This is a genomic window from Blautia sp. HCP3S3_C4 (assembly GCF_052064095.1).
Lineage (GTDB): Bacteria > Bacillota > Clostridia > Lachnospirales > Lachnospiraceae > Blautia_A.
Map to the genome: position 1 here is coordinate 57102 of NZ_JBQHWF010000005.1, position 22970 is coordinate 80071.

The following is a 22970-nucleotide window of genomic DNA, read 5'->3' on the forward strand; positions in this document are numbered from 1 at the left end:
AATATGATAGTCAGAGAGGTAATTTTATATGATAGATGTACATGAGATCAGTACACATTGTACGCGCAGTGAATTTGTAGGCACAGCAGTTCTGGATACCATCGGACTGGTGATCTCCGGAATTGATGATACTTTGCTTAAAGAGATGAATGTAGGAACGAAGTATCATTGCCTGGGATTGTTCAGTTCCCGTACAGGAGCAGCAGGGCAGCTGACTGCTATAGATGATGCGGTAAAAGCAACCAACACGGAGGTTCTTTCCATAGAATTACCAAGGGATACAAAGGGCTGGGGCGGCCATGGTAACTACATTGTTCTTGGAGGCTCTGATGTTTCCGATGTGCGTCATGCTATATCTATGGCGCTGGAGCTTACCAATAAATATGCAGGAGAGGTCTATATCAGTGAGAGCGGTCATCTGGAGTTTGCCTATTCAGCCAGTGCAGGACAGGCTCTGAATAAGGCTTTCGGAGTACCTATGGGAGAAGCCTTTGGTTTTATGGCTGGTTCTCCGGCTGCAATCGGGCTGGTAATGGCAGATACTGCAATGAAGTCGGCGTCCCTTTCTATTGCAAGATATATGACACCTGACAGAGGAACCAGTCATTCCAATGAGGTGATACTGGCTGTTTCCGGAGATGCCAGCGCTGCAAAAACAGCAGTACTGAATGCCAGACAGATTGGTCTGGAGCTTCTGATCGCAATGGGCAGCTACCCGGAGATCCCCGGGACACCCTATTTATAAAAAAATCTTGACTTTTGTATCCGGAATCCATATAATAATCAACGGTAAATTTAAGAAAAAAGATATTTGGTTTTATATTGGAAACGGTACATCCTCCTGGATGGTTATGAACAACACAAATTTCTGTTTATGTTATTCACACACTATCTAAGGAGGATTTTTTATGCCAAAAAACAAGTTTCAGGAAGTAATTTTTACGATCATCATGGTATTGGTAATGGTTTATGCCATGATCTGCTACAACATTGTATTGAATACAAGGACAATGACAAATGAGACATTTCTGTTAGCTTTTCATGAACTGACATTTATGGGACCGATTGCATTTATTCTTGATTTCTTTATCATCGGTGGTCTTGCAAAGAAGATTGCATTTGGTATTGTGGATATGAGAAGAGATAATCCGTTCCACCTGGTACTTGCAATTTCTGCAGTATCTGTAGCATTTATGTGCCCGTGCATGAGCTTTGCAGCCACTGTGCTGATCAAACATGCACCAGTAAGCCAGATTATCCCTACATGGCTTCAGACAACAGCAATGAATTTCCCGATGGCGTTCTTCTGGCAGATTTTTTATGCCGGTCCGCTGGTTCGCTTCATTTTCAGAAAGCTTTTTCCTGAGAAAGAAATGGAGAAGGCTTCTGTATAAAAAATAAGAAACTGTAAAAATAAGAAACAAAGGCGCCACTGCATTTGCTAACCAGGCAATGCAGTGGCGCCTTTGTTGAAAAATCATTCTTGTTAGTGTGCTGACACTGGTAAATTTGTAGTTATGTAGTTTTAAACTATATAAAATCATAAGAAGCATGTATAAGATATTACGTTGACATTTCCGGAAACTACAAATATACTATTATTCATATCAAATAACTATGAAAAGAGAACGAAAAAGATGCCCATAAAAGAGGTTGTCTGATATGCTGTATGAGTGTATAAAGGAGAGTGCCATGAAATTTCAGACCAGATTACTGCATGGAAAATCCGTGCAAAGTTATGAAGCCGGAGCGACAGTGCCGGCGATCAGTCAGTGTAATGCTTATTCTTATGAATCATCGGAGCAGCTGGAGAAGGTTTTTCAGAACCGCGCACCGGGTTTTGCTTACACAAGGATAGGAAACCCTACAGTGGATGCTTTTGAGCGAAGGGTAAATGAATTGGAGGGCGGAATGGGAGCGATTGCCTGTTCCTCCGGAATGTCTGCAGTTACCCTGTCTCTGCTGAATATTCTTCAGTCAGGAGATGAGGTGATCGCCGGAAGCGGCCTGTTTGGAGGCACTTTGGATCTGCTTCATGATCTGGAGGCCTTCGGTATTATAGTGAAGTTTATCCCTAGGGTAGAAAAAGCATTGATAGAACCGTTGATCTCAGAAAAAACCAAAGTGGTATTCGGAGAGATTATCGGTAATCCGGGACTGAATGTAATGGATATAAGGGAAACCGGGGATTTTTTGCATGAGAAAGGAATTCCGCTGATCGTGGACAGTACTACGGCAACCCTATATCTGATCCGGCCACTGGAATATGGCGCAGATGTGGTAGTACATTCTACCTCTAAATATATCAATGGAAGTGGTGATGCCATCAGCGGAATTATTGTGGACGGAGGAACCTTTCATTGGGATCCTGAAAGATATCCGGGTATGAAAGAATATGCAAAATTTGGTAAATTTGCTTATCTGGTAAAACTGCGTAATGGAATCTGGCGGAATATGGGAGGCTGTCTGGCTCCTGTGAATGCTTATCTGAATATTATCGGAATGGAGACCCTGGGATTGCGTATGGAGCGGATCTGCAGCAATGCGCTGGCTCTGGCCCAGGCACTGGAGCAGCTGGAAGGGGTGACAGTGAATTATCCGCTGCTGAAATCAAATCCTTACCATAAGGTTGCCGGAGACCAGTTTGGAAACAAAGGCGGCGGGATCCTGACGATCCGTGCCGGTTCCAGGGAGAGAGCCTATGCAGTGATCAACAGGCTGAAATATGTAAAGATTGCCACCAATATCGGTGATGTGCGGACTCTAGTGATCCATCCTGCATCTACGATCTATCTTCACAGTAACCGGGAAGCCAGGGAAGCAGCAGGAGTATTTGATGACAGTATTCGTGTCAGCGTAGGAATTGAGGACGCAGAGGATCTGATCCGGGATTTCACAGAGGCTATAAAAGGTCTGTGAAAAAATGTATTTATTTTCAGATAGTTATTGACAAAATATGTCAGGTGGTGTAATATCATACAAAACCTAGTAATAAACTATGAAAATAAAAAATAACCTTATAGATTTATCTTTAGAATAAAAGGTGTTCTACAGGAGGAAGAGGACAATGGCAGATTATGCAGCATTAAAAAAAGGCGGATTCATGCGCCAGAAACAGAAAAATAATTTTTCATTAAGAATCCGCGTAGTTGGCGGACATCTGGATGCGAAACAGCTTGCAAAGGTAGCTGAGGTTTCAGAAAAATACGGCGAGGGCTATGTACATCTTACTTCCCGTCAGGGTGTGGAGATTCCTTTTATCAAGTTAGATCAGATTGATGAAGTGAAAGCTGCACTGGCAGAGGGAGATGTGGTTCCGGGTGTATGCGGACCAAGAGTTCGTACCATCACAGCCTGTCAGGGCTCAGCCATCTGTCCCAGCGGATGTATTGATACCTACGCATTGGCAGAGGAGCTGGACGAGATATACTTCGGACGTGAGCTTCCCCATAAATTCAAATTCGGTGTTACCGGATGTCAGAATAACTGCTTAAAAGCAGAAGAGAACGATGTAGGAATCAAGGGTGGCATCAAAGTAGTATGGCAGGAAGAGAAATGTATCCAGTGTGGTGTCTGTGTAAAAGCCTGCCGCGAAGGGGCCCTCACATTAGAAGATGGAAAAATCTCCGTTGATTCTTCCAAATGTAATTTCTGTGGACGATGCACCAAAGCCTGTCCTACAGATGCCTATGACAATACTCACGGATATATTGTTTCTTTCGGAGGAATTTTCGGAAATCACATCAATAAAGGAAAAACAGTGATCCCGTTTATCGAAGACCATGAGAAATTACTGAAGGTCTGTGATGCAGCCATAAATTTCTTCGAGAAGAATGCAAATGCCGGTGAACGACTGAAATTTACCATCGACCGGGTAGGTGAGGACAAATTCAATAAAGAAATCCTGGAGGCATATGAAAATGAGTGAGATTAAAATTGATGATACGGTAGATATTACAGATGTTGTGTGTCCGGTAACCTTTGTAAAGGCAAAGGTAGCGCTGGAAGAACTGGATGAGGGACAGATCTTATCCATCCGAATGAATGACGGGGAACCGGTACAGAATGTACCCCGAAGTATTAAGGAAGAAGGACATCAGATCCTGAAACTTGATGATAACGAAGACGGAACTTACACACTTTATGTGAAGAAAGTTGAAGACTGACAGGAGCGGATCATGGCAGAGAGATTAAGTGGTGAGACTTTTAAGGAAAAGGCTTTCCAGCCTGGAAAACTGACACTGATCGATTTTTACTCTGACAGCTGTGTACCATGTAAGAGAATGGTTCCGGTGCTTGCAAAGCTGGAAGAGAAATACGGTGATCAGATTTTTGTTGGAAAGGTAAATGTAGCTTACGAACAGGGACTTGTAGAGGAATATAAGGTTATGTCAGCGCCGACCCTGATTTTCCTGAAAGAGGGAGAACAGATCCAACGACTGACAGGAGCAAAGAAAGCTGCAGAACTGGAAGAGATTATTGATCAGAATTTATAAGAATAAAGGAGAACAGATGTTATGGTTATCACAGTAGCAGGAGATAAAAAAGAAGTAAAAGACGCAATTACAGTTTCAGAACTGATCGTACAGGAGAATGTAGAAACTCCTCAGTATGTAACTGTATCAGTAAACGATGACTTCATCGACAAAGCAGAATTTGATACCTATGCATTAAAAGAAGGGGACAGTGTTGAATTCCTGTACTTCATGGGAGGTGGAAGATAGTGGCATTTACAAATGAGCAGCTGGAGCGTTATTCCAGACACATTATTCTGAAAGAGGTTGGAGCAAAAGGACAGAAAAAACTGCTCAATTCCAGTGTCCTGATCATCGGGGCAGGGGGACTGGGTTCACCGGCAGCTCTTTATCTTGCAGCAGCAGGTGTGGGAACTATCGGAATTGCAGACGCAGATGAAGTAGATCTTTCCAATCTGCAGAGACAGATTATCCATGCAACAAAGGATATGGGAAAACCAAAGGTTCTTTCTGCAAAAGAATCTATGGAAGCCATCAACCCGGATGTGACAGTAAAAACTTACCAGACTTTCGTAGATTCTGAAACGATTATGGATCTGATCAAGGATTATGATTTCATCATTGACGGAACCGATAATTTTCCGGCGAAATTTCTGATCAACGATGCCTGCGTTATGGCAAAGAAACCATTCTCTCACGCAGGAATCCTTCGTTTCCAGGGACAGCTTATGACCTATGTTCCGGGAGAAGGTCCATGTTACAGATGTGTATTCAAGGATCCGCCGCCAAAGGATGCCGTACCTACCTGTAAACAGGCTGGTGTCATCGGAGCAATGGGAGGCGTGATCGGAAGCCTTCAGGCAATGGAAGCCATTAAGTATATTCTTGGAGTTGGAGATCTTCTTACAGGATACCTTCTTACCTATGATGCGCTTACTATGGAATTCCGTAAGATCAAACTTCCGCAGCACGTGAAAAGTTGTCCGGTATGTGGGGAACATCCTACAATTACCGAACTGATCGATTATGGGCAGGCAGAATGTGACGGGGCTCTGTAAGGAATGTTTGGAGAGTGAGTAAATAATGATTACAATGTCAAAAAGTGATTACGAAATAATCTTAAAGCATACCAGAGAAAATCTTCCGGAAGAAGCCTGCGGACTGGTCGCAGGAAAAAAGGAAGGTAAGGACAAATTTATTGAAAAGGTTTACTGCCTGACAAATATTGATCATTCCAATGAACATTTTTCACTGGATCCCAAAGAGCAGCTGGCAGCAGTTAAGGATATGCGTGCCAACGGTCTGGTACCTCTGGGTAACTGGCATTCCCATCCGGAAAGTCCATCCAGACCATCCGAAGAAGATAAGAGACTGGCTTATGACAGCACAGCAAGCTATATGATCCTTTCCCTTATGAACAATGAGAATCCGGTTCTGAATTCCTTCCATATAGAAGGAACAGAATCTGAGAAGGAAGAACTTGTATTGGTGTAAAATCCCAAAGAAGAGACTGAAAAAATCACGGAAATGCTCAGGAGATGAAACATGATCAGAAAAATATTTGCATTGAGTCTGGCAGCTGTGCTGGCACTGACACCGGTACAGGCTTTTGGAAAAACAGTATCTATCACCAATGTTTCCTACGACCCTACCAGAGAGATGTTTGAACAGTATAATAAAATATTCCAGGAGCACTGGAAGGAGAAAACCGGAGAGGATGTGGAGATCACACAGTCTCACGGTGGTTCAGGGAAGCAGGCACTGGAGGTAGCCAACGGACTGGATGCAGATGTAGTGACATTGGCGTTGGAATATGATATTGAATCCATAGAGAACGCAGGGCTGATCAAGGCAGGATGGATAGACAACTTCGACAATGACAGTTCTCCCTATACATCCACCATCGTATTCTTGGTTAAGAAAGGAAATCCAAAGAAGATTCAGGACTGGGATGACCTGACAAGGGATGGGGTAGGAGTGGTAACTCCGAATCCCAAGACCTCAGGAGGTGCCAGATGGAACTACATGGCAGCATGGGCTTATGCAGATAAGAAATACAACGGAGACGAGACACAGATGAAAGATTTCATCAGGAAGCTCTACCAGAATGTAGTAGTCCTGGACTCCGGTGCAAGAGGTGCAACCACTTCTTTCGTAGAAAACGGACAGGGCGATGTGCTGGTAGCGTGGGAAAATGAAGCCTATCTTTCTATGCGTGATTACCCGGATGAGTACGAGATCGTTACTCCCAGCGTCAGCATTCTGGCACAGCCCACGGTAGCAGTGGTGGATGAGGTAGTAGATTACAGAGACACAAGAGAAGTGGCAACTGAGTACTTAAACTATCTGTATTCCCACGAAGCACAGGAAATTGAGGCAGAGAACTATTTTCGTCCAACCAATGAGGAAATCCTGAAAAAACACAGGGATGTGTTTGACCTGAGCGTAAATCTGGTAACTATCAGTGAATACGGTGGATGGAATGAGGTACAGAAAAAGCACTTCGCAGATGGCGGAATTTTTGATGAAATCTATGAGAGATAAAGAGGCAGACAGGGAAAATGCCCACTGACACAACAACAGGACCGGAACATACGAGACGAGAGAGGTGGTAATTGATTATGAAAAAAAGAAACAAACCGGTGATTCCAGGATTCGGACTCTCCATGGGGATTACCATTTCCATATTAAGTCTGGTGGTTCTGATCCCACTTGCCAGTCTGGTGATCTACACTGCGAAATTAAGCTTTAAAGATTTCATCGAAACCATTACAAGAGCCAGAGTACTGGCATCCTTTTACACCAGTTTTGTGGCTGCTTTTGCAGCAGCAGTGATAAACGGGATCATGGGAACCATCCTTGCATGGGTGCTTGTGAAATATGAATTTCCGGGCAAACGGCTTATGGATGGAATGATCGAGCTTCCTTTTGCACTTCCCACAGCGGTAGCAGGTATTGCGCTTACATCCCTGACTTCTGACACCGGACTGGTGGGCAGCTTTTTTGCCGGATTCGGTATCAAAATCGCATACACAAGAATCGGAATCACAGTAGCTATGATCTTCGTAGGAATTCCTTTCGTTGTAAGAAGCGTACAGCCGGTACTGGAGAAAATGGACAACTCCTGCAGTGAAGCAGCCGGAGTATTGGGAGCAAAGAAATCCACCATTTTCTGGAAAGTGATTTTTCCGGAACTGAAACCTGCGATTTTTGCAGGAACCGGACTTGCGTTTGGCAGATGCCTGGGTGAATACGGAAGCATTGTATTTATTGCAGGAAATAAACCATATTATACAGAAATCACACCGCTGATCATTATGTCAGAGCTTCAGGAATTTGATTATTCCAGTGCGACAGCAATAGCACTGGTGATGCTGGCGGTTTCATTTTTCATTCTGTTTCTCAATAATGTGATCCAGCAGAGAAACGCGAGAATCTTAAAAGGAGGAAATGCCTGATGGACAACAATGTAACCACTTCAGAGAAAATCACAAAATGGATCCTGATCGGGATCAGCGTGTTGTTTCTGGCAGTAATGCTCCTCCTTCCGTTACTTACAGTAATCACAGAAGCCCTTCGAAGCGGATGGAAGGTCTACGCCGCTGCGGTAACAGACGAATACACCATCAAAGCACTTCTCCTTACTGTTAAAGCTACACTTTTCGCAGTTATTTTTAATACTATCTTCGGTATTTTTGCAGCCTGGGCACTGACCAAGTTCCAGTTCAGGGGCAAAAAACTGCTGACTACTCTGATCGATCTTCCGGTTACCATCTCCCCGGTCATTGCAGGTCTGATTTTTCTTCTGGTTTTCGGACGGCAGAGTCCGGTCTACTTTTTCCTTTTGAAATTCGGAATTAAGGTTGTATTCTCTGTACCGGGAATCATTATTGCAACTGTATTTGTAACCTTTCCTTTTATTTCCAGAGAGCTGATTCCGGTTCTGGAAGCAGAAGGAACGGACGAGGAAGAAGCTGCAGCTCTTATGGGAGCCGGCGGATGGACCATTTTCCGGAAGATTACCTTTCCTCATATTAAATGGGCATTGCTTTACGGCATTGTACTTTGTACAGCGAGAGCAATGGGAGAGTTCGGAGCAGTGTCTGTCCTTTCCGGACATTTGAGGGGAAAAACCAACACACTTCCTCTTCATGTAGAGATTCTATTTAATGAGTTTCAGTATGTTCCGGCATTTGCCGTATCTTCACTGCTGGTGATCATGGCAGTTATTATTCTGGTGATCCGAAGCGTGATCGAATACAAAGGAAAGAAGGAAGCCTGATATGTATGTAGAGTTAAAAAATATAAATAAGACCTATGGTTCCTACCAGGCATCAAGAAATGTGAATTTCGGAATCGAAAAAGGTAAGCTGATCGGCCTGCTGGGACCAAGTGGAAGCGGAAAAACAACTATTCTTCGAATGATCGCAGGTCTGGAAAATCCGGATAGTGGAGAGATCATTATTGACGGAAAGGTAGTCAACGATGTTCCGGCCAGTGAGCGTGGAATCGGATTTGTGTTTCAAAATTATGCATTGTTTCGTTATATGACAGTCTATGACAATGTAGCGTTCGGTCTGAAGGTTCAGAAAGTAGACAAAAAGAAAATTCATGCCAGAGTCATGGAGCTGGTCAAGCTGGTGGGATTAGAAGGATTGGAGAAAAGATATCCAAGCCAGCTGTCCGGCGGCCAGAGACAGAGGGTAGCATTTGCCAGAGCCCTTGCCCCGAACCCCCAGGTATTACTTCTGGATGAGCCATTTGCAGCTATTGATGCAAAAATCCGTCAGGAATTACGAAGCTGGTTAAAAGAGATGATCGAGAAACTGGGTATCACCAGTATTTTTGTTACTCATGATCAGGATGAAGCCATTGAAGTGGCAGATGAGATCATCATTACCAATGCAGGACAGATTGAGCAGAAGGGCACACCAGTGGAAGTTTACAGAAACCCGGAAACCGCTTTTACCGCATCCTTCTTTGGACAGCCATCTGTACTGGAAAATGCAGATGATTTCCATACCTTTACTCAGGCGGAGAGAGCAGACAAGATTATTGTCCGTCCGGAATTTGTAAAGATTTCCAAATTGGATGAGGTAGAGAAGTTCAGAACCTCTGTATCTCAGGGAGTGGTGGAACGGGTTTCCTTCAGAGGGGATAACCTGGAGCTTCAGGTGAGAGTGAACAATTCTGTAGTAACTGCCAGAAGAAGTCTGGAGAAAGCAGATGTCCGCGAGGGAGAAATTGTCAATGTATTCCTGTACAGGATTTTCGCACTAAAGGGTGACAGTGTACAGCTGATCGAGAATGAGGCTGTAAGGGATGACTTTGTAATTATCTAAGGAAATTAGAGGAAAGAGTAATAGAGTATGAGGACAGAGAGAATCAAAACAGATGTGCTGATCATCGGCGGCGGTACAGCAGGATGCTTTGCAGCCTACGTGATCGGTCAGAAAAGCAATAAAAAAGTTCTGATCGCAGAGAAAGCGAACATTAAACGAAGCGGATGCCTGGCAGCAGGTGTGAACGCGTTAAACGCATATATTACAGAGGGCAGAGTACCGCAGGATTATGTGGACTATGCAAAAAAGGATGCCCACGGAATCGTAAGGGAGGATCTTCTTCTCACCATGTCAGAGAGACTGAATCATGTGACAAAGGTAATGGAAGACCTGGGGCTGGTTATCCTGAAGGATGAAAAGGGCAAATACGTTGCCAGAGGAAACCGCAACATTAAGATCAACGGTGAGAACATGAAGCCAATCCTTGCAAAGGCAGCAGCCGAACAGGAGAATGTTACAGTTCTGAACCATGTAAACATCACAGATTATAAAACAGAAAAGGGAAAGATCACCGGAGCTGTAGGATTCAGTGTCAATGAAGATATTTTCTATGATATTGACGCAGAAGCAGTTCTCTGTGCAACAGGCGGGGCTGCCGGACTTTACAGACCAAACAACCCGGGATTCTCCAGACATAAAATGTGGTATCCGCCATTTAACACAGGGGCAGGATATGCAATGGGACTTCTTTCCGGTGCAGAAATGACAACCTTTGAGATGCGTTTCATTGCACTGAGATGTAAGGACACCATTGCTCCTACAGGAACCATTGCCCAGGGTGTTGGAACCAGACAGGTCAATGCACATGGTGATATTTATGAGACCAAATATGGCCTGACAACCTCTCAGAGGGTTTACGGTACAGTGATGGAGAACAGAGAGGGAAAGGGTCCGTGTTACCTCAGAACAGAAGGTATTTCCAAAGAACAGGAGCAGGACCTCTACAAAGCCTACCTGAATATGGCACCATCCCAGACTCTGAAATGGATGGAAGCAGGCAAAGGACCATCTGAAGAGAATGTAGAAATTGAAGGTACAGAACCGTACATTGTAGGCGGACATACAGCCAGCGGTTACTGGATAGACAATAACAGAGCGACCACCATAGAAGGCTTATATGCAGCCGGGGATGTAGCCGGAGGATGTCCGCAGAAATATGTAACCGGCGCACTGGCAGAGGGTGAGATCGCAGCAGAAGCGATCCTGGAATATCTGGACAGGAAAGATGACAGGGCTGTAACAGAAAATAAGAAAGAGCTATCTGAAATTGCAGCAGCAAAGAAATCAGAATATGAAGCTCACTTAAATGCGCCCCGTTCCCTGATGAATGCAGAGCAGCTTGAGGAGGCCATGCAGAAAATCATGGATCAGTATGCAGGCGGAATCGGTACAGACTACAGATATAGCGAGACAAGTCTTGCAAAAGCAGATGAAAAGATCGCCGCACTTCTTCCTGTAGTGGACACTCTGGCAGCGTCAGATACCTACGAATTGATGCAGATTTATGAGCTTCGCGAACGACTGATTCTGTGCCGCGCAGTGATCGCACATCTGGCAGCCAGAAAAGAAACCAGATGGCACAGCTTCGGTGAGAACACTGATTACCCTGAGCAGAGTGAAGAGTGGATGAAATATGTAAATTCCCGTATGGAAAACGGGGAGATCAGGATTCTGTACCGTGATCTGATCACAAAAGAAAGTGCAGATTCCAATACAGCAGCGAAAGGAGCAGGTGAAAGATGAGCATTCGGATTCAGAAAAGTAAATGTGTAGGATGCGGCAGATGTATCGAAGCCTGTCCCGGAAACCTGATCAAAAAGGACAAAGAGGGCAAAGCCTTTATCCGCCAGGTCAGAGATTGCTGGGGATGCACCTCTTGTATCAAAGAATGCAGCCGTGATGCTATCCGCTTCTTCCTTGGAGCCGATGTGGGAGGCAGAGGTGCAAGTATGATCGTGTCAGAGAAACCTGACATTTCCACCTGGACAGTGGAGAAGCCGGATGGCACCCAGATTACCATTCAGGTTAATAAGAAAGATGCCAATAAATATTAAATATAACTGTCCCTCAGTCTGCTGACAGTAAGGAGACGGACAGTCAGATATAAACAAACAGAGGAGGATAATGCAATGAGTAACTTATCTCATCTTGATGAGCTTGAAGCAGAAGCAATTTATATTATGCGGGAAGTGGCAGCCGAGTGTGAAAAGCCGGTTATGCTTTATTCTATAGGAAAGGACAGCTCCGTTATGCTCCATCTGGCGCTGAAAGCATTTTACCCGGAGAAACCACCTTTCCCATTTCTTCACATTGATACCACATGGAAATTCCGTGAGATGATCGAATTCCGTGACAGAATCGCAAAGGAAAACGGAATTGATATGCTGGTTTATACCAATGAAGAAGGTGTAAAGGCAGGAATCAACCCATTTGACAATGGTTCTGCATACACAGACATTATGAAAACCCAGGCTTTAAAACAGGCTCTGACTAAATATGGATTTACAGCAGCATTTGGCGGCGGCCGTCGTGATGAGGAGAAATCCAGAGCAAAAGAAAGAATCTTCTCTTTCCGTAACTCAGCCCAGGCATGGGATCCGAAGAACCAGAGACCGGAGATGTGGAAGCTTTACAACACAAAGATCCAGAAGGGTGAAAGCATGAGAGTTTTCCCAATCTCCAACTGGACAGAGAAAGATATCTGGCAGTACATTCAGCGTGAAAACATCGAAATCGTGCCATTATACTTTGCAAAGGAAAGACCGGTTATTTACAGAGACGGCAATATTATCATGGTAGACGATGACAGACTGAAGCTTCGTCCGGATGAAAAAATCGAATACAAAAAAGTCAGATTCCGTACCCTTGGATGCTATCCGCTTACAGGCGGCATCGAATCTGATGCAGATACACTGGACGAGATTATTGATGAAACATTAAGTGCTGTTTCCTCTGAACGTACCAGCCGTGTGATCGACCACGAGGCAGCAGGCAGCATGGAGAGAAGAAAGAGAGAGGGGTATTTCTAGAATGAAAGGATTATTGAAATTTATTACATGCGGAAGTGTGGATGATGGAAAATCCACTCTGATCGGACATATTCTTTATGATGCAAAGCTTCTCTATGCAGACCAGGAGAAAGCTCTGGAGCTGGATTCCAAAGTAGGAAGCAGAGGCGGTGCCATTGACTATTCTCTTCTTCTGGATGGCCTGATGGCAGAACGTGAGCAGGGTATTACCATCGACGTTGCATACCGCTATTTTACAACAGACAACCGCAGCTTTATTGTAGCTGACACCCCAGGTCATGAAGAATATACCAGAAACATGGCTGTTGGTGCATCTTTCGCAGATCTGGCAGTTATTCTTGTGGATGCATCCCAGGGAGTGCTGGTACAGACAAGACGTCATGCAAGAATCTGTGCACTGATGGGAATCCGTTACTTCGTATTTGCAGTAAATAAAATGGACCTGATCGGTTACGATGAAAAACGTTTCCGCGAGATCGAGAACCAGATCGCAGGTCTGATCGAAGAGCTGAAGCTTGCCAATGTAACGATCATTCCGGTATCCGCTACAGAGGGGGACAATGTTACAACAAAATCTGACAACATGCCATGGTATACAGGCGAAGCACTCCTTACACATCTGGAAACTGTAGACATCAAAGAAGATACAGAAAAAGGTTTCTATATGCCTGTACAGAGAGTCTGCAGACCGAACCATGAATTCCGTGGATTTCAGGGACAGATAGAGAACGGCACCGTCAAGGTGGGTGATCTTGTGACAACTCTTCCAAGTAAAGAAGAGGCTCATGTAAAGAGCATTCTGGTCGGTGATAAAGAAGCAGAAGAAGCAGTGCAGGGTCAGCCTGTAACCATTCAGCTTGACAGAGAGGTGGATGTTTCCCGTGGATGCGTGCTTACCATTGATTCCGGTGCAGTCCTTACAGATTCTGTGGAAGCAGATATCCTCTGGATGGATGACAACGCCCTTACAGATGGCAAGAACTTCTTTGTAAAAATCGGTACCAAGATGATCCCTGGTCTTGTTACAAAGATTAACTATTCTGTAGATGTGAATACAGGGGAAAAGAAAAACGCCTACACTTTAAAGAAAAACGAAATCGCTTCCTGCACTCTGGAATTCTCAGAGAAGATCGTAGTAGATGAATTTGACAAACACAGAACTCTGGGCGAGCTGATCTTGATTGATCGTGTTACAAATATGACATCTGCCTGCGGTGTTGTAAGAAAAACACTGGTTTCCCAGGATAAATCCCAGATCGGCAAGGTAGACGAGCAGGTTCGTGCAGGACTGAAAGGTCAGACACCGGTAGTTGTGGAATTCCCGATCGGTAAGGAGGGAATTACCCTGGATTTTGCAGAACAGGTAGAAAAAGGACTGGCTGTACTTGGAAGACATACCTATTTGTATCATCCGGCAGCAGGCGAGGATTACGCAGAAACTGTCCGCCATCTTAAGGCAGCAGGACTGATCGTGCTTCTGGTACTTGATGAAAATACTGCAAAGGATGGAACACTGAAAAATATGGATGGTTTCTATTCAAACTGGCAGATTGACGGAATCACCGTAAAGGATGCTATTGATTTCGTGAAGAAGAAATCTGCATTTGCAGTACAGAATGCCCAGGACGGAAATTATATCTAAACATAGTCAGGTAGATATTCGCAATCTGCTTTGTTGCCTGATTCGGTTAAATAAGTCTTTCTGCAGAAGCTGCAAAAAAACAGTCAGCAGTGGATAAAGACTTACGGTAATGTTATAAAATGCCACAGAGAACGAACTCTGTGGTATTTTGTTTTCTTGACAAGTGTTACAGCAGCGGATTATACTTCGGTTATATGAAAATGCTGTGTGCCGGTAATGATGTTTACAGTAATTTTCATAAATAATGTATTTTGCTCTGACTTATCGAAGTATGAAATCCTGTGACGGGATCTCTATTGTGCTTATAGCAATTCTATAATACGGACAGGAAAGATAATAGAAATATGCAAACGAAGGATGAAAGTAAACTTATTAACAAAAAGAAAGAGGTAATTTCCGGAACAATCCTGACGATTACAGGCGGAATCCTGTGGGGGATTTCCGGCGTATGCGGTCAGTTCTTATTTCAGAATAAAGAGGTTACGGCTTCCTGGCTGGTTCCCATACGTTTGGTGACAGCCGGACTTTTGCTGTTGCTTTATTATGTTATCAGGGACAAGGGGAAAGCGTTCGACATCTGGAGAAGTAAGAGAAACTGTACAGATATTATTGTCTATGGACTGGCAGGAATGATGCTGTGTCAGTACAGTTATTTTCAGACCATTGAATGGTCCAATGCAGGAACAGCCACAGTCATCCAGTATCTGGGACCTGCCCTGATCGTTGTCTGGGTATGTTTGCGGATGAAACGGCTTCCCGAAAAAAAAGAGGTTCTGGGAGTGATCCTGGCAGTGACAGGCATCTTTCTGATCGCAACCCACGGGAATCCTACATCCTTGGCATTGTCTCAGAAAGCGTTGATCATGGGGCTGATTTCAGCAGTTTCCGTTGTAATATATACAGTAAAACCTGCAAGACTGCAGGCACAGTTTGATACACCGCTGGTATTGGCATGGGGAATGCTGATCGGAGGTGTAGTACTTATGGCTGTATTTCGTCCATGGGATTATCAGGTGATTTTTGACAGAGAAACATTTATGGCACTTGCCTTTATTATTCTTTTTGGAACCATGGCAGGATTTTCCATGTATCTGACAGGGGTAAAGATGATAGGCTCTGTAAAAGCCAGCCTTTTTTCCTGTGTGGAACCGGTGGCCTCTATGGCATTAACTGCAGTCTGGATGAAAGTTAGCTTCACTACACCGGATTTGATCGGAACTCTGTTTGTAATTGCCACGATCATAATCCTGGCAATTCCTACAAAGAAAACAATGAATCAGTAAGAATACTACAAAGACATTGCATATTACACATTATGTCAAAGAATGTGTTATAATTGATTTTGTATAATATTGCATATTGGGATTGGTTTTGCAGTATAAACTGTTATAAAACAGGGCTGAGCAGTTGAATGGAGGTATTTTTATGCGGCTGAAAAAAGTACAGAAAGCGTTGGAAACGAAAAATATTAACTATGAATATACGGAAGAGAACGGGTGCGGAAGTATTGATTTTATGTTCCGCGGTCTGAGGTTTCATATATGGGAATATGAGGACCGTGTCTGGGGAGCTGAGACAAACGTATTTGAAGCAGGCAGAAGCCAGGATATTGAGGGTGCTTATGAGGATGTTATTTCGGACGAGATCCTTTCATGGCCGGATATGCTGCCTGGAATGTAAGTATTTGTCCTGTGAAGATCAGAAGTAAGCAACAGGCGGGATGTCTGTAGCAGAAAGTGCGATCATAAACCTGAAAAGGAGTGAGATTTACGAAAAAAGATCAAACCAGATGGATAGTATTGACAGTGTGTCTGGCGGTTACCTGTATGTTTTCAAATGTGTATGCAACAGAGATTGCAGGTCCGCCACGGCCGAAAATCCTGACAGTTACGCCCACACCGACAGTAAAACCGACACAGACACCAATATCAACACCAGAGCCTGTACCAACACAGAAGCCAACATCAACACCTGTACCGGACACTGCTGAAAAAGATGTATCGGATCTGGCAGATCAGGGAACATTAAGCAGACCGGATCACCCGGATACGATTTCAGCAGATAAGCTTGTTTTCATCGGAGATTCCAGGACAGAGAGCCTGAGAGATGCGGTAAGGGATGACAGTGTCTGGTCCTGTCTTTCTTCCATGGGATATGACTGGATGGTGTCTACAGGTGTGCCGCAGGTAGAAGATCAGATAGAGGACAATACAGCAGTCATCATCCTGATGGGAGTCAATGATCTCTATCATGTTAATGATTATATCAGCTATATTAATTCTAAGGCAGCAGAATGGGGAAACCGTGGAGCCCAGATATATTTTGTATCTGTGGGACCTGTACAGAATGATCCGTACTGTACCAATGGGGAGATAGAGAGCTTTAATGCAGCAATGCAGGCAAACCTTAGTGGAGTTACTTATATAGATGTATATTCCCATCTGGTATCTGAAGGCTTTTCAACTGTAGATGGAATACACTATCCGGACAGTGTATCTATAGATATTTATAATTACATACTGGATCATCTGGAAGAGCAGAGGAGCGGGATTTGGGGATAAATCATGCTGTTAATTTTTAAATTCCACAGCATGTTTCCGCTTCCAGATAGGGAACAGGTTTCTCTGGCAGACGTAATTTTCTCTCTGTCTAATGCTGACAGCATGGAAAAAAGTTTTCCACATATCAGTGAATTCATCCTCATATGCTTCCGTCTGTTGCAGAGTCTTAAACTCTTCCTCCGTAAGATAACGCAGATAGTTTTCGCCATCCTTTGGGTGCACACAGGCAATTTTACGGTTATCGTCAATGATCATCCAGTGTTCTGAGGGCATTCGGTCTGCGAAATGTCTGCCAACCAGCATGATCACATCATTTTTGGGTTTCAGATGGCTGATATATACCTTGAAATCCAGACTCTGGAAACGGGCAAATTCTCGGAAATGATGGGCTTCATTGGATACCCTGCGTCGGATTTCCAGAAGCTTTACCACATGAGGATTGGTATATAACCGGGTTACAGTATTTCCCACTGCGAAGCCTATCCTCAGAAAATTATAAATTGCCTGTAGAGCATCTTCATCTGCAGACAGGGAAGCATAGTAGATATCCAGATAAGCTTCCTCGGAAATATCTCTGCGGATAGAAAGGATCACTTTTTCTGCTTTGGAGGGATTTCCGTCTACGTGGATATACTCATCAAACATTGTCTGTTGAAATACAGGTTCTTTTCTTAATTGTATCTGACTGTGACCCACCTTTAGGGCAGCAGACCAGGCATCATAGATGCAGGTCATGATGTCTTCAAGGCGGTCCTGACATGTAAAAATTTTCATGAATTTTATCTTCTTATTATTTCTATTTTATTCCAAAATCTGCAAGGGTTATCTGGGAATAGGATTCACCGGAATGCCGGATCTTCCACAGATCGTTTTTATCTACAGTGACTAACTGTCTTGTGATGTATTCCTGTTCAATGGGAGTATGATACATCTGTCTTCCACCACAGGTAATAAAATAATGCGCCCGTTTTAACACCACGCCCATTTTCTTTAAGCTGTCAAAATCCAGCCTTCCATATTGTCTGGCGTGGGTAATACGGCTGGCTGATTTTGGACCGATACCGGGAACGCGGAGTAAAACTGGGTAGCTGGCTCTCTCCACATCCACAGGAAACTGATCCAGGTGACGCAGGGCCCAGTCACATTTCGGGTCTAACAATTCATTGAAGTTTGGCTGCTCTTCCGATAACAGTTCTCCTGCCTGAAAGCCATAGAAGCGCAGCAGCCAGTCTGCCTGATACAGGCGATGCTCCCGCAGAAGAGGAGGCGGTGTGCCAATCTGTGGAAGAACCTTATCCTCATTCAGTGGAATGTAGGCAGAGTAAAATACACGCTTCAGATCAAAGCCCTGATATAATGCCTGAGTAGTCTGCAGCAAAGTATAATCACTTTCCCCGGTTGCGCCAATGATCATCTGGGTGCTCTGGCCTGCAGGGGCAAAGCTACGTTTCAGATCAGACATATCACGGGGTGCCAGCTGGCAGGCATTTTCCCAGGTGAGAATTCGATTGTACATTTCGTTTTCCCTGCCTGAAAATATATTTCGGCTATTCTTTGTCGGAGCATTGTCAGCTTTAAGCTTTGCATTCATGTTCTGGTTTTCAAGCTTTTCTCTGAATATTTTCTTGGAGTTATCTGAAAAAATTCCCTGATTTAAAAACTGATTTCCACGGCTTCGGTCCATATATGCAGATTTGCCCACAGCTATTCTGTGGGAGGCAATTGTGTTCTGCACTTTTCCCATAGGATTCAGGATGTTCTGCATGGTCTTATTCGGTGCCAGAAGGTGCAGGCTTTCCTGGGTGGGAAGCTCCATATTCACACTGATACGGTCAGCCAGATATCCGGCTGCAGCCAGAAGCTCGTCGGAGGCTCCGGGAATGGTTTTCACATGAATGTATCCGTTGAAATGGTATTTGGTGCGGAGAAGCAGCAGTGTTTCGCACATCTTTTCCATAGTATAGGTAGGATTCTTCAGGACTCCGGAGCTGAGAAACAGTCCTTCAATATAGTTTCTTTTATAAAATTCAATGGTTAACTGGCAGATCTCCTCAGGAGTGAAGGTTGCTCTGGGTACATCATTGCTGGAACGGTTGATGCAGTATTTGCAGTCGTAGGCACAGTGATTGGTCATCAGGATCTTCAGCAGAGAAATACACCTTCCGTCTGCAGCAAAACTGTGACAGATGCCGCATGCCTCCGCATTGCCGAGCTCTCCTTTCTTACCCCGGCGGCTGGAACCGCTGGAAGTACATGCGACATCATATTTCGCTGCATCAGCCAGAATCTGTAATTTCTCCTGGGTGGTATAAGTGCTGTCTGTGATGGAATTCATATTCCTATTATACAAACTAATGTTCGATAATGCAAGAACTATTTGAACATTTGTTCCCCTGGCTTTATTCGCTTCGTGATGATGATTTTCTATTCCGTTTCCGTAACCTTAATTTTTTTCCGGAAGTCTTTGGTATAGTGAATCTCATAATCAGAAGTTACAAAAAATGCCTGTACATCATCCAGGGATTCAGCCAGCTTCACTCCGTCCTCCAGACCCAGGGCAAAGCAGGTGGTACTCAGTGCATCCCCGTCTACAGACTGGTCAGAAATAATAGTAACTGCGATCAATCCATTGTCATAGGGATAGCCGGTTTTGGGATTGAGCAGGTGATGATATAATGTGCTATCCTGTTCAAAGCATCTCTCATAAATTCCGGAAGAAACCACGGACTTATCTCTGATATCCATAACAGCAATGGTCTCACTGCGGTCTGCAAACGGCTTCTGAATTCCAATCTTAAAAGCAGAATTGTCCGGCTTTTCGCCAATGCAGAGAACATTTCCGCCAAGATTGATGATTGCACTTTTTACATTCTGAGAAACCAGATAATCCTTCAGACGGTCTGCAATATAACCCTTGGCAATGGCACCAAGCTCAATTGCAGTATCGTCTGTTTTTAATGTAATCTCATTTTTATCTTTATCAACAGAAATATTGTGATAATCACATTTGGGTAATGCTGCCTGAATCAGACTGTCCTTCGGTACCTGGGGATCTTCGGCAGTGAAATCCCACAGAGAGGTCAGCGGTTCAATGGCAATATCAAAAGCTCCTTTGGACAATTCAGAATAATCAAGCCCCTCAGAAATCAGCTCCGCCAGATCATCCGACACCTGATAAGTATCCTCCGTTCCCTCCACAGGTGTAAGCTTTCGGTGATTTAATTTGTATAATTCACTGTCAGCAGAAGTGCGGCTGAATACTTTTTCATATTTGTCACACAGATTCATACATTCGGTGAGCAGGTCTTTGTCCTTGGAATCATAAATAGTAACTGTAACTGCGGTATTCAGTTTGATTGCAGTGGAAGAGATGGGCTCCTGGGAATCCGCAGCTGTATTTTCCCCGCTTTTTGTCTGTGTCGAACATCCGGACAAAACAGCCTGACATAATATAAGAGACGCTGTGAACATTGAAAAAACACAGCATTTTATAAATTTTTTTGCAGATATATGATATAATGACATAAATGTAACCTCGTTTTATAGCAGATAAAAGCAAGCCTCACCTGTTACTTATTGTTTTTCACAATTGAAGCAAGGGATTTCTTTGATTTGGTTGAATAGAAATTGCTGCTATAAGTATATCAGAAATGACAAAAGTTGCAAAAGTATCTTTTGAGAAAGGAGATTCTAGCTATGTCCAATGCAGTAAACTGCGAATACTGTGTAAACTACAGTTATGACGATGATTATGAATGCTACACCTGTGAAGTCAATCTGGACGAGGATGAGATGGTAAAATTCATTACAGGAAATTTTCATCAGTGTCCATACTTCAAGATGGGTGATGAATATCGTATCGTACGTAAACAAATGTAAAATAATGAAAATCCCCCTTTTGTAAAACGATGCCATGCATTATAATAGGAGAACAGAAAATAAATAGGATACCACCAAGAGAGGAAATAGGATAATGGAAAACGTTTATATTATGGATCATCCGCTGATCCAGCATAAAATCTCCATGCTGAGAAATAAAGGAACAGGAACAAATGAATTCCGTAAATTAGTAGAAGAGATCGGCATTCTTATGGGATATGAAGCCCTTCGTGATCTTCCTGTGGAAGATGTGCAGATTGAAACACCGATTGAAACCTGTATGACACCCATGATCTCAGGAAAGAAGCTGGCAGTGATCCCTGTACTCCGCGCTGGTCTGGGAATGGTAAACAGCATCCTTACACTTGTACCGTCTGCAAAGGTTGGACACGTAGGACTTTACCGCGATCCTGTAACACATGAACCTCACGAATACTACTGCAAGCTTCCGGAATCCATTGATGAACGAATTGCAGTTATCGTAGACCCAATGCTTGCAACCGGAGGCTCTGCAGAAGCAGCCGTTGACTTTGTGAAAAAACAGGGCGGAAAAAACATTAAATTCATGTGTATCATAGCAGCTCCTGAGGGACTGAAACGCCTTCACGAAGCACATCCGGATGTCCAGATCTACTGTGGCCACCTTGACCGTGAGTTAAATGACCATGCCTATATCTGCCCGGGTCTTGGCGATGCCGGTGACCGCATTTTCGGAACAATGTAAGGGAGATGCATCTTTCTAATAAGGAAGCTATAAAAAACTATTGAAAAAAGTGTAAAAAACTATTGACAACTCAAATTTCGTATGCTATCTTATATCAGAACGCTGCCGAAGACAGTAGGTGCCGAAAGGCATAAGGATGTAACCGCCTACCGAGGACTAAGTATTCTTTTATGGAGATTACACAAGCCTTACTGTCATGCAGTAAGGCTTTTTCTTTACTCATTGCAGCGGTATACAAAATCTATAAGGAGGTGTACCATTTCATGGCAAAAGTAGAACTTAAACAACCAATCGTAGACGAAATTATCAGCAACGTGAAAGAGGCAGAATCTGTAGTACTTGTTAACTACAGCGGTCTTACAGTTGAACAGGATACTGCTTTACGTAAGGAATTAAGAGAAGCTGGTGTACAGTACAAGGTTTACAAAAACACAATGATGCATCGTGCATTCGAAGGTACTCAGTGTGAAGAACTGATCCAGCACTTACATGGAACAAACGCTCTGGCAATCTCTGCTAGTGACGCTACTGCTCCTGCAAGAATCCTTGATAAATTCGCTAAGAAAAACCCGGCTTTAGAGCTGGTAGCAGGTATCGTTGAAGGTAACTATAACGATCAGGCAGGTATTCAGGCGCTGGCAGGCATTCCTTCCAGAGAAGAACTTCTCGGAAAACTGCTTGGAAGCATCCAGTCTCCTATTACCAACTTTGCTCGTGTGCTTAATCAGATCGCTGAGAAAAACGGTGGTGCTGACGCAGCAGCAGCTGAATAATCCTGAAATAACAGGACAAAAAATAACGAATAATAAAATATATTATATGGAGGGAATTTAAAATGGCAAAATTAACAACAGAAGAATTTATTGCAGCAATCAAAGAATTATCTGTATTAGAATTAAATGATTTAGTAAAAGCTTGTGAAGAAGAGTTCGGTGTATCCGCAGCAGCAGGTGTTGTAGTAGCAGCAGCTGGAGCAGCTGGAGAAGCAGCTGAAGAAAAAGATGAATTCGACGTAGAACTTGCAGAAGTTGGACCAAACAAAGTTAAAGTTATCAAAGTTGTTCGTGAAGTAACTGGCTTAGGTCTGAAAGAAGCTAAAGAAATGGTTGACGGAGCTCCTAAGGTTGTTAAAGAAGGCGCATCCAAAGCAGAAGCTGAAGATATCAAAACAAAACTTGAAGCAGAAGGTGCTAAGGTTAACCTTAAATAATTATCTTCTTTATAAAAAGAATTTTATGCAGGAATGTTTCGACATTCCTGCATTTTTGCTCTGCGGCTGTCTGTGCGATGCAGGCACACAGACAGCCGGAAAATATAA

27 protein-coding genes and 1 other annotated feature are annotated in these 22970 nt (G+C 43.6%); of the genes, 24 read left to right on the forward strand and 3 right to left on the reverse strand.

Going from position 1 to position 22970, the window contains the following annotated elements; genetic code table 11:
• Positions 1-28: 28 nt before the first annotated feature.
• From pduB to ACTNC6_RS06495, 20 genes are all read left to right on the forward strand, one after another.
• Entirely contained in the window at positions 29-745 is a 717-nt protein-coding gene (gene pduB / locus ACTNC6_RS06400) for a microcompartment protein PduB (protein ID WP_019163140.1), read from the forward strand.
• 163 nt (positions 746-908) lie between these two features.
• Complete coding sequence (locus ACTNC6_RS06405) at positions 909-1394, forward strand: DUF2798 domain-containing protein (RefSeq protein ID WP_441043521.1); 486 nt, start codon at positions 909-911, stop codon at positions 1392-1394.
• A 298-nt stretch (positions 1395-1692) separates the two neighbouring features.
• Positions 1693-2919, forward strand: a complete 1227-nt coding sequence (locus ACTNC6_RS06410) for an O-acetylhomoserine aminocarboxypropyltransferase/cysteine synthase family protein (RefSeq protein WP_441043522.1) — start codon at positions 1693-1695, stop codon at positions 2917-2919.
• Between the two features lie 148 nt (positions 2920-3067).
• Positions 3068-3928 carry a 4Fe-4S binding protein gene (locus ACTNC6_RS06415; RefSeq protein ID WP_441043523.1) on the forward strand — a complete coding sequence of 287 codons (861 nt, stop codon included), beginning with the start codon at positions 3068-3070 and terminating at the stop codon, positions 3926-3928.
• Positions 3921-4166, forward strand: coding sequence for a sulfurtransferase TusA family protein (locus tag ACTNC6_RS06420; protein WP_019163135.1), 246 nt, complete (start codon positions 3921-3923; stop codon positions 4164-4166). The genes ACTNC6_RS06415 and ACTNC6_RS06420 overlap by 8 nt, the downstream gene beginning before the upstream one ends.
• A 12-nt stretch (positions 4167-4178) precedes the next feature.
• Positions 4179-4496 carry a thioredoxin family protein gene (locus tag ACTNC6_RS06425; RefSeq protein WP_019163134.1) on the forward strand — a complete coding sequence of 106 codons (318 nt, stop codon included), beginning with the start codon at positions 4179-4181 and terminating at the stop codon, positions 4494-4496.
• 21 nt (positions 4497-4517) lie between these two features.
• A complete protein-coding gene (thiS, locus tag ACTNC6_RS06430) occupies positions 4518-4724 on the forward strand; it encodes a sulfur carrier protein ThiS (RefSeq protein ID WP_173744296.1) in 207 nt (68 codons plus the stop codon).
• The gene (locus tag ACTNC6_RS06435; RefSeq protein ID WP_441043524.1) at positions 4724-5533 is read left to right on the forward strand and encodes a HesA/MoeB/ThiF family protein; all 810 of its coding nucleotides are present in this window, start codon (positions 4724-4726) and stop codon (positions 5531-5533) included. The genes thiS and ACTNC6_RS06435 overlap by 1 nt, the downstream gene beginning before the upstream one ends.
• 25 nt (positions 5534-5558) lie before the next feature.
• A complete protein-coding gene (locus tag ACTNC6_RS06440) occupies positions 5559-5969 on the forward strand; it encodes a M67 family metallopeptidase (RefSeq protein ID WP_441043525.1) in 411 nt (136 codons plus the stop codon).
• A gap of 51 nt (positions 5970-6020) precedes the next feature.
• Positions 6021-7019, forward strand: coding sequence for a sulfate ABC transporter substrate-binding protein (locus tag ACTNC6_RS06445; RefSeq protein WP_441043526.1), 999 nt, complete (start codon positions 6021-6023; stop codon positions 7017-7019).
• Positions 7020-7096: 77 nt separating this feature from the next.
• The gene (cysT, locus tag ACTNC6_RS06450) at positions 7097-7933 is read left to right on the forward strand and encodes a sulfate ABC transporter permease subunit CysT (protein ID WP_019163129.1); all 837 of its coding nucleotides are present in this window, start codon (positions 7097-7099) and stop codon (positions 7931-7933) included.
• On the forward strand, positions 7933-8757 hold the full coding sequence (cysW, locus tag ACTNC6_RS06455) for a sulfate ABC transporter permease subunit CysW (RefSeq protein WP_441033326.1): 825 nt from the start codon (positions 7933-7935) through the stop codon (positions 8755-8757). The genes cysT and cysW overlap by 1 nt, the downstream gene beginning before the upstream one ends.
• Before the next feature lies 1 nt (position 8758).
• A complete protein-coding gene (locus tag ACTNC6_RS06460; RefSeq protein WP_441043527.1) occupies positions 8759-9817 on the forward strand; it encodes a sulfate/molybdate ABC transporter ATP-binding protein in 1059 nt (352 codons plus the stop codon).
• 27 nt (positions 9818-9844) lie between these two features.
• A complete protein-coding gene (locus ACTNC6_RS06465) occupies positions 9845-11560 on the forward strand; it encodes an adenylyl-sulfate reductase subunit alpha (protein ID WP_441043528.1) in 1716 nt (571 codons plus the stop codon).
• Positions 11557-11871: a 4Fe-4S dicluster domain-containing protein gene (locus ACTNC6_RS06470; protein WP_173683673.1), complete on the forward strand. Its 315-nt coding sequence runs from the start codon at positions 11557-11559 to the stop codon at positions 11869-11871. Before ACTNC6_RS06465 ends, ACTNC6_RS06470 begins: the two co-directional genes overlap by 4 nt.
• Before the next feature lie 75 nt (positions 11872-11946).
• Positions 11947-12846, forward strand: coding sequence for a sulfate adenylyltransferase subunit CysD (cysD, locus tag ACTNC6_RS06475; RefSeq protein ID WP_019163124.1), 900 nt, complete (start codon positions 11947-11949; stop codon positions 12844-12846).
• 1 nt (position 12847) lies between these two features.
• Complete coding sequence (locus ACTNC6_RS06480; RefSeq protein ID WP_441043529.1) at positions 12848-14488, forward strand: sulfate adenylyltransferase subunit 1; 1641 nt, start codon at positions 12848-12850, stop codon at positions 14486-14488.
• Positions 14489-14832: 344 nt separating this feature from the next.
• Positions 14833-15771: a DMT family transporter gene (locus tag ACTNC6_RS06485; RefSeq protein ID WP_441043530.1), complete on the forward strand. Its 939-nt coding sequence runs from the start codon at positions 14833-14835 to the stop codon at positions 15769-15771.
• 142 nt (positions 15772-15913) lie between these two features.
• Positions 15914-16168, forward strand: a complete 255-nt coding sequence (locus ACTNC6_RS06490; protein ID WP_303242186.1) for a kinase — start codon at positions 15914-15916, stop codon at positions 16166-16168.
• Between the two features lie 146 nt (positions 16169-16314).
• Positions 16315-17049 (forward strand): hypothetical protein, encoded by a 735-nt coding sequence (locus ACTNC6_RS06495; protein WP_441043531.1) that lies wholly within the window; start codon positions 16315-16317, stop codon positions 17047-17049.
• A gap of 9 nt (positions 17050-17058) precedes the next feature.
• Here the strand turns inward: ACTNC6_RS06495 and ACTNC6_RS06500 are convergent, their stop codons facing one another.
• The 3 genes from ACTNC6_RS06500 to ACTNC6_RS06510 form a co-directional block, all read right to left on the reverse strand.
• Complete coding sequence (locus ACTNC6_RS06500; RefSeq protein ID WP_441043532.1) at positions 17059-17823, reverse strand: TIGR03915 family putative DNA repair protein; 765 nt, start codon at positions 17821-17823, stop codon at positions 17059-17061.
• Between the two features lie 22 nt (positions 17824-17845).
• Positions 17846-19384, reverse strand: a complete 1539-nt coding sequence (locus tag ACTNC6_RS06505; RefSeq protein WP_441043533.1) for a putative DNA modification/repair radical SAM protein — start codon at positions 19382-19384, stop codon at positions 17846-17848.
• Positions 19385-19473: 89 nt separating this feature from the next.
• The gene (locus ACTNC6_RS06510; RefSeq protein ID WP_441043534.1) at positions 19474-20574 is read right to left on the reverse strand and encodes an FAD:protein FMN transferase; all 1101 of its coding nucleotides are present in this window, start codon (positions 20572-20574) and stop codon (positions 19474-19476) included.
• A gap of 171 nt (positions 20575-20745) precedes the next feature.
• Here ACTNC6_RS06510 and ACTNC6_RS06515 point away from each other — a divergent pair, with 171 nt between their 5' ends.
• The 4 genes from ACTNC6_RS06515 (at position 20746) to rplL (ending at position 22862) form a co-directional block, all read left to right on the forward strand.
• A complete protein-coding gene (locus ACTNC6_RS06515) occupies positions 20746-20928 on the forward strand; it encodes a DUF6472 family protein (protein ID WP_019163105.1) in 183 nt (60 codons plus the stop codon).
• Between the two features lie 94 nt (positions 20929-21022).
• A complete protein-coding gene (upp, locus tag ACTNC6_RS06520; protein ID WP_173744065.1) occupies positions 21023-21652 on the forward strand; it encodes a uracil phosphoribosyltransferase in 630 nt (209 codons plus the stop codon).
• A gap of 87 nt (positions 21653-21739) precedes the next feature.
• Positions 21740-21875: a sequence feature (ribosomal protein L10 leader region), on the forward strand.
• A gap of 40 nt (positions 21876-21915) precedes the next feature.
• A complete protein-coding gene (rplJ, locus tag ACTNC6_RS06525) occupies positions 21916-22425 on the forward strand; it encodes a 50S ribosomal protein L10 (protein ID WP_303242192.1) in 510 nt (169 codons plus the stop codon).
• Between the two features lie 62 nt (positions 22426-22487).
• Positions 22488-22862: a 50S ribosomal protein L7/L12 gene (gene rplL / locus ACTNC6_RS06530; RefSeq protein WP_019163102.1), complete on the forward strand. Its 375-nt coding sequence runs from the start codon at positions 22488-22490 to the stop codon at positions 22860-22862.
• The last annotated feature ends 108 nt before the right edge of the window (positions 22863-22970 follow it).